Below are 12562 nucleotides of genomic sequence, written 5' to 3' on the forward strand. Positions count from 1 at the left end.
CATAAGTTTACAAAAAAAATACTTTTTCTTAAAAAAGTTTTAACTTATTAATTTATAAAATAATTCAATCAGGGATTTTCAATCAGGGATTTTTCTTATTAATTAAATCATAATATAATTTACCTTCTAAATGTTCTTGTTCATGTTGAAAAACAATTGCTTCATAACTACGGGCAGTAATCGTTACTTGTTGTTGTTTTAAATAATCATAGCCACTAATGATAATTCGAAAACTACGGGGAACAAAACCTTCCTTGTCACCATCAACGCTTAAGCAACCTTCGCCTTCTTCAATACAAGCTAATTGAGCACTTTTGCCAATAATTACTGGATTAATCATGGCATGCTCGATTACTTGTTTAAGCCCAGTTTCATTGTCAGTGTCTTCAATGCGAATATAATACATTTTAATATTGTCACCAATTTGGGGAGCAGCTAATCCAACTGCAGGTCTAATTGTTTGTTGATGATTTTTTTGTGGGTTTTGAGAATATCTGACAAAATCAATTAATTTTTGCATGACAAGTTCATTTTCAGAAGATAATGGTAATGCGACATCATTTGACGTGTCCCGAATTGATGGCGTATCATCGAATACTAATCAGTCTTTGTTTGGAATTTTATTTTGCAACACTAAAAATCACCTCTTAGAAAATTATAACATATCCCATATATTTTAAGGAAATTTAGTATAATAAAAAAGATAGAAAAGGGATTAAAACAATGCGTGTGATTAGTGGAAAATATAAAGGTTATCAAATTAAAACATTAGCAGGAATGAATACTCGGCCAATGACGGCCCGCGTAAAAGAAGATATGTTTAATATTTTAGATAATTATTTTATTTATGAAAATAAAATAGGATTAGATATTTTTGCTGGTAGTGGTCAATTAGGAATTGAAGGATTATCACGGGGGTTACAATATTGTTATTTTAATGATTCTCATCAGGATGCTTATCAAGTAATTACAAATAACCTTCAAAATTTGAATATTGAAATTGGAAAAGCCTTTAATTATGATTACAATGTATTATTAGAATGAGTTATTCAAAATCAATTAACAATTGATATTTTATTTTTAGATCCGCCTTTTAAACAAATCGATTATTATTATGATATTATTACTATAATATTGAAAAACAATATTATAAATAACTATGGAATAATAGTTTGCGAATCAAATCAAGAGTTGACATTTACTCAATTTGACTTAGTAATGTTACGTTACAAGAAATATAAAAAAAAGTATTTATATATACTGCGTTTAGAAAAAGGAGAAAATTAGTGTGCAGAAAAAGGGTTTTTTAATTATCTTCTCTGGACCTTCAGGAGTTGGAAAAGGAACAATTTGCCAAGAACTTTTTAAATATGAAAAATTAAATTTAGCTTATTCAGTTTCAATGACAACAAGAGAAAAGAGATCGGATGAAGTTGAAGGAGTAAATTACTTCTTTGTTGATCGGTCAACTTTTGAAACTGCAATTAAGAATAATGAATTATTAGAATATGCTGAATTTGTGGGAAACTATTATGGAACTCCAAAGTCATATTGCATTGAACAAATTAATGCTGGGAAAAACGTTTTATTAGAAATTGAAGTACAAGGCGCAACCCAGGTATTGGAAAAAATTACCGATGCAGTTTCAATTTTTTTAATTCCCCCAAGTTTAGAAGAATTAGAGAAACGAATTCGTGGTCGAAAAAGTGAGCGTGAAATTGTGCTTCAAGCGCGATTGGAAAAGGCAGCAGATGAAATCCCGTTACAAAGTAATTATAGTTATGTTGTTGTAAATAATACCGTTGAACAAGCAGTGGCAAAAATTAAAACAATTTTAGAGCAAGAAATTGCTAACCGGACATAAGTACCTGAGGATGGTTAAAGTATGTTAGCAAGAGAATTAGCTTGTGATATTCTATGAAAGGTTTTTGCAAATAATAAATTCAGTAATCATTTATTAGCAAAAATAATTGAATTAGATGACAGCTTTACTGAACAGCACAAAAACTTAATTTATCGGATTGTTTATGGCACTCTTAAAAATAAATTATATTTAGAGTATATTGTTAATCAATTTATTGATAATAAAAAAACTAACAAAAAATTACAAATTATTTTATGAATGAGTATTTACCAATTTCGCTTTTTAGATCGAATTCCAAATTATGCTATTGTTAATGAAGCAGTTAATATTGCTAAGAAAATTAATCCAAATTATGCTGGATTTGTTAATGCTACTTTAAAAAGAATTTTTGAAAGTAACAAAGATATTTTTGAAATTAATCTTGTTGATGAAACCAAAAAATTAAGTATTAAATATAGTTTTCCTTCGTCATTATATTTAATTCTGCGTAATGAATATAATGAAGAAGTAGCAAGAAAAGTAATGGAAGATAATTTAACAATTCCAAAAATTTCTTTTCGAGTTAATACCTTAAAAATTAGTCGAGATAAATTATTAGAAGAATATCCGGATTATAACTTAACAAAAAGTTTAATTTCGCCAGTTGGTGTTATTACTGAAAAATCAGTTGTTAACTCAGAAATGTTCCAAGATGGTTTAATTTATATTCAAGATGAAATGAGTATCCGAATTGCTGAATTATTAGAACCACAAGAAAATGATCGGGTTTTAGATATGTGTAGTGCACCTGGTGGTAAAACGACACATTTAAGTCAATTAATGAATAATAAAGGAATTATTGATGCCTATGATATTAGTGAAAAAAAACTTAATTTAGTTAAAATTAATGCAAAACGATTAGGAATTACTAATATTTATGCGCACTTATTAGATGCTAGACAAATTAATTCATCAATACAATATGATAAAATATTATGTGATGCGCCCTGCAGTGGTTTTGGTGTTATTAAACGAAAACCAGAAATTAAATATCATTCTTTCACAAAAGAGGATTTAGCTAATTTAGTTGAAATGCAAGAGCAATTATTAGTAAAAGCTTATGAATTATTGAAGCCAGGGGGTATTTTAGTTTATTCTACGTGTACATTTGAAGCATATGAAAACAGTTTTCAAATTAGAAATTTTTTAGCAAAATATAATGATTTAGAAATAATTACAACAGAACAATTTTTTGGTTATGAAAATAATACGGATGGATTTTATTATTGTAAAATTAGAAAAAAAGATAAGTAATTATAAAAAGTATGTAAAATATATATAAGAAAAGAAAGGAAGCATAGTTATGAATACGAACGTTAAATTAATTGAAAATCTTTTACAACAGTATTTAAAGGCAAATAATTTGGTAAAAGAAGTAATGATTGAAAAACCCCGACAAGAAGGTTTTGGAAATTTATCAACAAACCTGGCTTTGTTATTGGCAAAAGATTTAAAAAAAGCTCCAAATAAAATTGCCGAAGAAATTATTGCTTTTATTGAAAAAAATAATAAAACTTATTTTAAAAAAATTGAAATTGCTGGCGCAGGATTTATTAATTTTACATTAGCTGATGAACAATTACATCAAGTTATTAATGATGTTTTAAAATTAAAAACAAAATATGGTCATTCAGAATCAAAGAATTTTACTTATAATTTAGAAATTGTATCAGCAAACCCAACAGGTTTTTTACATATTGGTCATGCTCGAAATGGAGCAATTGGTGATAGTGTTGGACGCATCTTACGCGCAGCTGGTTATACAGTTCAAACTGAATATTACGTTAATGATGCTGGTAATCAAATTAATAATTTAGCAGTAACTGTTTTTGTTAGTTATTTAAATTTATTAGGAAAAAAAACAGAATTGCCTCCAGAAGCGTATCGTGGTGATATGTATGATGATGTAGCACAATATTTTGTTGATAATTATCAAGATAAATTTATTAATTTAACTTTTAACGAAGATTATAAAATTAGTGATCCAGAAGTGCATCAGATGTTTCGTGATAAATCGATTGCTTTATTTTTAGAGATTATTAAAAAACAATTAAAACTATTTCGGGTTGATATTGAATATTATTCATCAGAAGCTGCAATGTATGAAGGTGGTAAGATTGAAGGAACATTAGAACAATATGCTAAATTGAAGAAAACATATCATCAGGACGGAGCATTATGATTAAAAACTACTGATTTTGGTGATGATAAAGATCGTGTTCTAATTAAAACAAATGGTGATTTAACATACATTACACCAGATTTAGCGGCCCACAATGAGCGTTTAATGCGGACAAAAGCGGATAAATTAGTTAATTTTTGAGGTGGTGATCACCATGGATACATTATTCGAATATTAGCTGGTTTACAATTATTAGGTTATAAAAAAGATATCTTAGATATTGATATGATTCAGATGGTACGATTAATTAAAGATGGGGCTGAATATAAAATGAGCAAACGGAAAGGAACAGCCGTTTGATTGATTGATTTAATCGAAGAGATTGGTGTTGATCCAATTCGTTATATGTTAGTTTCAAAAAGTGCGCAAAGTCATATGGATTTAGATATTGATGTTTTAAAAGAGCATTCTTCTAAAAATCCTGTTTATTATGCACAATATGCGACAGCTCGTTGTAATAGTGTCTTGCAACAAGCCAAAATTAATGATATTAAAATTGATGATGTTAAAACTTTTGCCTCACTAACTTCACAAAAAGAATTAGATCTTTTAAATGATATTGATTTGTTTAATCGTTGTATTGAAGGGGCGGCAAAGTTACGCCAACCACATTTAATTTGTGATTATTTACAAAATATTGCTCGTCAATTTCATTCATATTATAATGAATCAAAGGTTATTAATTTATATAACTTAGAATTGACAAAACAACGTTTAGTTTTTATTAAAGTAATTTATCAAATCTTGGCAAATGCCTTTGATTTACTAGGGGTTAATGTTATTGAACAAATGTAAAATAAGTTGTGTTATAATCTAATATTATAAAGGAAAGAGGGTCCTGATGTGTTAAAAAATAATTGAGATGTTTTTTTATTTAATCCGTTAATGTTATTATTGTTATTTATTTTTTATATTTTAATTTTAGCAAAAAACATCAAAATTAAGCATGCTAGTCAAAAATCATTCTTTGTTCAAACTTTCTTATATTGATTTGCTTTATCAGCTATTATTGGGGATAATTTAGAATTTCGAGATTTATTTTTTAGTGCTTCAATCAATAATTTTGAAGGGGTTGCGCTAATTGCGGCAACTTCACTTTCATTTTATGCCTTTTTGGCGATGATCCCTTATGTTTTTTTACATAAGGTTTTTTCTCGTGTTGGATGACATTTTGTACAATATGTAATCTTTGTTAGTTCTGCGCTGGGTATTATTATTTTAATTATTTTCCCATCGTTTGCAACGTTAATTATTGCCGCAGTTCTTCTAGGTTTTGGTATTATTAGTAAAGCTACTTATTTTTTATCGTATAATGAAATTTATGGTCGCAAGTTTTTTCCATTTAAAACTGTTAGTTTAATTGCGCCATTGATGACTTTTGCCCTTATTTTTGGGTCCGAGTTTAATAGTTTGGTTACAACAACAACTGGTAATTTATCAAGTCATTTGCAAATTGTAATTATTGGTGCTGTTGCTGTTAGTGCTATTGTCATTGCAACAATATTATACTCGTTATTTTCTCATAAGGAATTTACTTCAGAACCCTTTACGATTGAACAACAACAAATGTTTGAACCATTTAAATGAAAAAAAATTTTAATTATCTTTTTTATGTTTTTTTTAATTATTGTTTTAAAAGAATTGTCACAATCAAATATTTATATTTGATTATTAGGACAACGGACTTGGGAAAAATATCATTCGGCAGCTATGGTTAATCAATTTGTTCGATTAAATGAACAATTATTCTTAATACCACAATTTTTTGGGGCTTATTTAGCATGTCATTTACTTTATAATAAAATTGGTGTTAAATATTGTTTCGGGCTAGGATTGTTGTTATGATTTCTTTTTTTCAGTATTGCTTCTTTTAATCATTCTCCAGATGCGTATTTGTTTTTACAAATAATTAATGGGTTAGCGTATTCAATGTGCTTTAGTATTTTATTTGCAATGACTTGTGAATGAAAATATCGCGCTCCAATGAACAAACCAATTGTTGCACAATTACAGTTGTTATGATTTGGAGTAGAATTTGTTACAAAATTCTTTGATAATTTTGTGCGTAGTGAAAAGCTTGGTATTTTTAAATACTATATTCCAGGGCAAAACTATATTGATAGTGCTAATTTTGCTGGACAAATTGATAATATTACAACAATCATCTTTACAATTTCTGCCTCAATTGTACTGATTATTCTATTAATATTTTATTATACTTCAGACTTTATTTTAGCTGAATACCGTAATCATTTACGATTATTAGTTCCTAAAATTAATTTATTGTTACGTGAGAGTTTTATTAATCGAGTAAAGTTAAATATGGCAACTGAGGCGGATGGGAAAAATAAAAGTTAATATAATAATGAACTATTCTTTAAGTTAAGAGCATCCGTTTTTTTATTATTTTTTAACTTAGTTTTAAAGGAGAATATAATGCGAAAAATTATGAGAATTTTAATGGCCCTGCAAGTAGTTCTTACTACGGCTAGTTTTTTAACGGCTTTTTTTAAAAAATACTATTATATAAGTAATATTTGGGTTATTATTAGTGGTACTATTAATGATAAATCTTTTAATCAATCTGCTTGAGAAGGAGCTAGTAAATATATTGTTTCACAATTAGAACAGCCAGTGCCAACAAACTGACAAGATAGTAAATTCAGGGCAAGTTATTTTGAACCCTTAGGGTTAACACCAGCTGAATTTAAAGCTGCTTATATTACAGCAAGGATTGCTGGGGCTCAAACAATGATTTTACCAGGCTTTATTCATGGGGATACAATTGGAACAGCAGCAGCCATAGCGGATAATGTTATTTTTATTGATGGTAGTGGCCAGAATGTTCATCAAAATATGGCTCAGACATCACCATGAGCAGATAATATTGTGGGAATTTTATTTCAAAAAGAAATTGCTGGTTTCTTAGCAGGTTTTGCAACAGCAATGTGACTTAATTTGAATCAAGTAGAATTTAATAATAAATTAAATATTGGAACTTATGGCGGGATGGATAATCCAATTGGGGTTTCAAATTACTTATGAGGATTCTTATTATCTGCTGATATTTTTAATGAAATAATTAATGATAGTAGTTCTTATTTTAATTTACACCAATTAAAACAAGATATTCTAAATCTTATCAAGGCAATTGATCCAACCATTACTATTTTGCAGCCAATAAATAAAGTACAGACAGTATTAAATAAAAATGAATCATGGTTTTCACAATCATTTAATCAAGGTGACGGGAAGGTAAATTCTGATTATTTAATCAGTAAAAAGGCTAATATTATTTTTCCAGTAGCAGGACCGCAAACACAAGATACCATTGATCGAATTAAATATAATAAAGTAAGCGCCAAAGTTGTTGGAGTTGATACTGAACAATCAAAAATTTATGGTGATCAATACATTATTACTAGTGGTTTATTAAATATTGCTCAAGCAACAGAAGATGCTTTACTTAATATTTATTCATCAACTTGTGGTTATAATAATACAACGCATGATTGGAACTTATCTAATAAAACTAAAAATTGTTGAATTAACACGGACCAATCATCGGAAACAAATCCTAATTGATTAGGGATTGAAAAGACAAAATGAATTAATGACAAGATGATTTCCTACCTTGAGAAGGATTCTAAATTAATTAAATTAGCTTCGGCGGTAGGGAAAGTTTATACTAAAATAAAACAATTACATTTTACCGATACTTTAGCATTAACATATGAGGGCCAAAATACTCTTAAAAAAACAGTGCTGCTGATGTTAGAAGATGCTCTAAAATAAAAAAGTATTTTTTTTGAATAAAAATTAAAAATTATAGTATAATACGTATAGATAGTGTGGTGTTTATATGGGAGGAATCTTGACTATTAGCATAAAAATCTTAGATTTAGAAATTTCAATAATCGGGTTAGTTGGAGTTTTACTAGGATTTGCAGCGCTATTATTATTTGTTTATTTTATTATTACTTTTTCTTTATTTCGAAATAAAAGAAATAATCAAAATTGAACAAATATGATTAAATTAAAACAGGAAACTAGTTTTAAAGAAAAAATTGAGTATTTTGAACAGGAAATTATGCTAGCTAAAAAAACGGGTGATAAGAACTAGGTAATTCTTTTTTAATAAATTGATTTTTACAAGTAGGATAGGTGAAACAAAGTATGGGGTTTTTTAATACAGTTAAATCTTTTATAACTAAAGATAAAGAACATAATAATCAATCACAAATGCAACCAGATAATGGTTCTGGTGATAATTTTAGTCCTGAATTAATAAATCAAAATGATCCAGATTTTATTAAAAATCAAACAAACAATAATCATGCTCCTCAAAACCACCTTGTTTCAAATCAATACTTTCGCCCGAATGAAGCATATAAACAAAATCAATTAAATAATACTGAAATGTTATATCAGAATAATAATACAATTCGTCCTGCGCGAATGAATTTAAATAATCAATATAATTATTATGCAAATAATGAACGCCAATTTCTTGACGAAGAACGGGAATTAAATCCGGCACCAGTAGCAGTTGCCCCGCCAGCAGGGTATGTTGAACCTTATTATAATCATGATGCTACGAACAATTATGTCCGTCCTATTCAACCCCAAATTTTACCACGACGAATTCATCAGTCACCATCAAATGTTGCTCAAGATCAATATTTAGGAGGTAATCAAAATTATGGCGGATATAACTATCCAGAAGGAATAAATTATCAAAATAATCCGGAAGGTTATTTTAATGAGGATAAAGTTTATGTTAATCAATATCGTCGCCCTTACCAACGACGAGTAACAAATCCGTATAATCAGTTACAATTTAATGAACAATTTAATCAATCGGAATTATACTATGATGGTAAAGGAAATTATCCGAATGTAAATTCACAACCATATTTTGACAATAATCAAATAATGCCACCAGCAATGCCAGCTCCTCCGACTTTTTATCAAAATAATAATTATTTGCCTGCAAACCAACTAGAAGGGCCAGTTTTAACAAATAGTTTTGAAAATAATCGCTATGCTTATCAACCACAATTGCCAGCAAAACACCGTCGTCGTCATTTTAATCGTGAGTATGCTAATAAATTAATTCCATTAGAAATTGCTCGTGAAATACGCTCGGAAAAAATTAGAACATTAATTATGATTACATTTGGTCTTTTTGGCACAATGTCAACAGGTTTATTTATTGCATTGTATTTTATTACGCATCAACAAGGTTTATCAGCAATTATGGAAATTCAAGCAAAATATATTCCACATCCATTTTTGACAATTACCTTTTTGTTAATTTCATTAGGGCTATTATTTGCTGGGATTTTTGATTTATCACGAGTTCGAATTGAAACAAATAATTATATTTCGCATTTAATGCGGGGAAATCATACGATTCCGCACTTCTTAATTGATAATTATAAAAAAATGACAGTTCGTAGTATTATCTTAAATTGATTAGCCTTTCCAACATATTTCTTTGGAGGGATTATTTTAGGAATTCTTTATGGTTTTCAGCAACACTCAGGACAGGAATTCCGCTTTGGTTTTTGAAGTTGAGGAATTGTTGATGATTTAACAGCGGCAATTACGATTACAATTGCAATTTTAATTTCAGTATTAGGAATTCATATTGCTAATATTGTTTTAACAAAAAGAAGAAAAGCAAATATTATTGGGTATTATGGTTATCAAATTGTTAAACCAGAAGAATTAGAAGCGTTAAAGAAAAAAACCAATCGAATTTGTTTAGTTATTTTTATTATTTTTATTATTATTTTAACCATAGTAATTTCGATTCCATGGTTAATTGCTCGCCGTCGCAGACGGCGAGGGGAACCATTATTTGGTAGCTTATTTCATCGCAAGTAAGAATTGTTTTAAAAACAATTCTTTTTTATTTAAAATTATTCTATAATTACTAATAAAGAAGTGAGGATTAATAATGATTGAACATTTATATGTACATATTCCCTTTTGTGATCATATTTGTTTTTACTGTGATTTTTTTAAAATCAAAAAATCACGGGCAGAAATGGTTGATGAATTTTTATTGTCGTTAGAACAAGAAATTTTGCAATCACAACCACAAATGCAATTAAAAACAATTTATTTAGGGGGAGGAACGCCAAATAGTTTAGATGATCAACAATTGGCGAAATTGTTGCAACTATTGCAAAAAGTTGATCAGACAGCAATGATAGAATATACGATTGAATTAAATCCTGAGAAAATTACACAGAGTCAATTACAACTTTTGAAAAAATATCATATTAATCGTTTATCAATTGGAGTCCAGACCTTTAATGATCAATTATTAAAAAAAATTAATCGTCATCATAGTGTGACTGATGTCATTAATAGTTATTATTTGGCCCGAAACGAAGGGTTTAATAATATCTCTTTTGATCTAATTTATAATTTGTTTGATCAGACAACATCAGATATTCAGGAAGATTTAAGAATGGTTGAAGAATTACAACCTAATCATATTAGCTGGTATTCGTTGATTTTAAAAGAAAATTCTTATTGGGGAAAAACAAAAATAAAATTGCCAGATTATGATATTGCTTTTGATGAAATTATTAATGGAGCTTTGCAGAAAATGGGTTATGTTCGTTATGAAATCTCTAATTACACTAATAGCAATAAAAAATCTCAGCATAATTTAGGATATTGGACAAATAAATCATTTTGATTATTTGGTCCAGGAGCAACTGGTTTTATTAATAATGATGGTTATTATTTATTAGAAAATAGTCGGAAATATGCTAACTGAACACAAAAGAAAACAGAAATATTATTAGCAGATTATTACTTTCAAATTTTAATGATGGGATTACGAATTTTAGATGGAATTGATTTAACAACAGTAAAAGATGCTCAACAAGCAATCGCTTATTATGAAGAGAAGATTACATCGGAAGTTGCAAAAAATAATTTAGTATTTGACAATAATCATTTGCGTTGTACAAGGGATGGATTAAATATTTTAAATGATATTTTAATTAATATTATGGAATAGGTTTTATGTTATGATGTGAGTATCAAGCTCTTAAAAAAAGAAAGGAAAATAAAATGGAAATAGATGTCATTAAATTACAAGAAGAATATTTTTCCGAAGCATTAGAAAAAATTCAAGAGATTATTCAAATTCCTTCGGTGCGTAGTGCCGCCCAACCAAAAGCACCATTTGGTTTAGGAACGAAAGCTGTGTTAGATTATGCTATTAATTTAGGGAAAGAATTAGGCTTTAAAACTTATCAAGATCCTGAAAATCGTTATGGTTATGTTGAATATGGGGCGGGGGTAGAAATTTTCGCAATTTTAGGACATTTAGATGTTGTTCCAGCGGGGGATCTTAATAAATGAGATTTTGAACCATTTCAAGCCCAAATTAAAGATGGGAAATTATTAGGGCGTGGTTCATTTGATGATAAGGGACCAACACTTATTAATTTATATGCCTTAAAATATTTAAAAGACCATAAGTATCAGCCAGATTATTGCATTCGTTTGATTTTTGGTTTAACAGAAGAAACTGACTGAGCATCAATTAAAGCATATATGGCAATTGAAGGAACGCCAACTTTAGGTTATACTCCTGATGGGGAATTTCCTGTTGTATATGCCGAAAAAGGGATTATTAAGGCTGATATTATTGGTGGTTCTGAAAAATTTAGTTTGTTAGGTGGGGAAGCATATAATTGTGTGGCTGATGTTGTGCGATATCAAGGTCCGCATTTGACAGAAATTAAAACTAAATTAGAACAAAAACAAATTGAAACAATGATGGAGGATGATTGCCTAATTGTTAAAGGAAAGGCATCACATGGGAGTTTACCGGAACGAGGAGTCAATGCGGCACTAGTAACATTAGCGACATATGCCGAGGTAAAAACAGACTCGCCAATTGCTAATTTTGTTAAAAAACATTTATACAATGATTTTCATTTTAGTCAACTTTTTCCAACAATGAAGGATGAAACAGGTTTATTAATTGTTAACAATGGTATTGTTGAAATTAATGCCGAAAAAACGCGGTTGACACTAAATATGCGTGTTCCAATTTCATATCAATTAAAAGATGTTGAAGGACCATTAGGGAAAGAATTAAAAAATTATCATCTAGAATTGAGAAATATTTCTTGAGAAAAACCAATTCATATGCCTATTGATAGTCCAATGATTAAAAATATTATGCAGGTTTATCAAGATGTTACTGGTGTTAAGGAGGCAAAACCAGTTGCAATTGGTGGTGGAACTTATGCAAAAGCAATGCCAAATTGTGTTGCTTTTGGGGCTGAATTTGATATTAATGAATCAACAATGCATGCATATAATGAATATGTTAAAATTAGTGATTTACAAAAAATGTTAGAAATTTATACAAAAGCAATCCCATTATTAACGACAAAATAATATTGTGTTAATTAAAAAAGTTTTAATAATAGATT

11 protein-coding genes are annotated in these 12562 nt (G+C 28.7%); 10 read left to right on the top strand and 1 reads right to left on the bottom strand.

The features are described 5' to 3' along the window. Positions 1 to 52: 52 nt before the first annotated feature. Positions 53 to 634 (bottom strand): peptide deformylase, encoded by a 582-nt coding sequence (locus tag ACQH24_RS02045; protein WP_425380377.1) that lies wholly within the window; start codon positions 632 to 634, stop codon positions 53 to 55. Positions 635 to 723: 89 nt separating this feature from the next. Here ACQH24_RS02045 and rsmD point away from each other — a divergent pair, with 89 nt between their 5' ends. From rsmD to ACQH24_RS02095, 10 genes are all read left to right on the top strand, one after another. Beyond that, entirely contained in the window at positions 724 to 1287 is a 564-nt protein-coding gene (gene rsmD / locus ACQH24_RS02050; protein ID WP_425380378.1) for a 16S rRNA (guanine(966)-N(2))-methyltransferase RsmD, read from the top strand. Position 1288: 1 nt separating this feature from the next. Continuing rightward, positions 1289 to 1864, top strand: coding sequence for a guanylate kinase (gene gmk / locus ACQH24_RS02055; protein ID WP_425380379.1), 576 nt, complete (start codon positions 1289 to 1291; stop codon positions 1862 to 1864). 21 nt (positions 1865 to 1885) lie between these two features. Continuing rightward, complete coding sequence (rsmB, locus tag ACQH24_RS02060) at positions 1886 to 3157, top strand: 16S rRNA (cytosine(967)-C(5))-methyltransferase RsmB (protein WP_425380380.1); 1272 nt, start codon at positions 1886 to 1888, stop codon at positions 3155 to 3157. 49 nt (positions 3158 to 3206) lie between these two features. Beyond that, positions 3207 to 4880, top strand: a complete 1674-nt coding sequence (gene argS / locus ACQH24_RS02065; RefSeq protein ID WP_425380381.1) for an arginine--tRNA ligase — start codon at positions 3207 to 3209, stop codon at positions 4878 to 4880. Between the two features lie 48 nt (positions 4881 to 4928). Further along, positions 4929 to 6443 (top strand): hypothetical protein, encoded by a 1515-nt coding sequence (locus ACQH24_RS02070; protein WP_425380382.1) that lies wholly within the window; start codon positions 4929 to 4931, stop codon positions 6441 to 6443. Positions 6444 to 6521: 78 nt separating this feature from the next. Continuing rightward, positions 6522 to 7880, top strand: coding sequence for a BMP family ABC transporter substrate-binding protein (locus tag ACQH24_RS02075; protein WP_425380383.1), 1359 nt, complete (start codon positions 6522 to 6524; stop codon positions 7878 to 7880). 67 nt (positions 7881 to 7947) lie between these two features. Continuing rightward, positions 7948 to 8208 carry a hypothetical protein gene (locus ACQH24_RS02080; protein ID WP_425380384.1) on the top strand — a complete coding sequence of 87 codons (261 nt, stop codon included), beginning with the start codon at positions 7948 to 7950 and terminating at the stop codon, positions 8206 to 8208. 53 nt (positions 8209 to 8261) lie between these two features. Next, the gene (locus tag ACQH24_RS02085; protein ID WP_425380385.1) at positions 8262 to 9977 is read left to right on the top strand and encodes an MSC_0882 family membrane protein; all 1716 of its coding nucleotides are present in this window, start codon (positions 8262 to 8264) and stop codon (positions 9975 to 9977) included. A 73-nt stretch (positions 9978 to 10050) separates the two neighbouring features. Next, the gene (gene hemW / locus ACQH24_RS02090) at positions 10051 to 11130 is read left to right on the top strand and encodes a radical SAM family heme chaperone HemW (protein ID WP_425380386.1); all 1080 of its coding nucleotides are present in this window, start codon (positions 10051 to 10053) and stop codon (positions 11128 to 11130) included. 53 nt (positions 11131 to 11183) lie between these two features. Further along, positions 11184 to 12527, top strand: a complete 1344-nt coding sequence (locus ACQH24_RS02095) for a Sapep family Mn(2+)-dependent dipeptidase (RefSeq protein ID WP_425380387.1) — start codon at positions 11184 to 11186, stop codon at positions 12525 to 12527. The last annotated feature ends 35 nt before the right edge of the window (positions 12528 to 12562 follow it).

Source organism: Spiroplasma endosymbiont of Stenodema calcarata, from assembly GCF_964031205.1.
GTDB lineage: Bacteria > Bacillota_I > Bacilli_A > Mycoplasmatales > Mycoplasmataceae > Spiroplasma.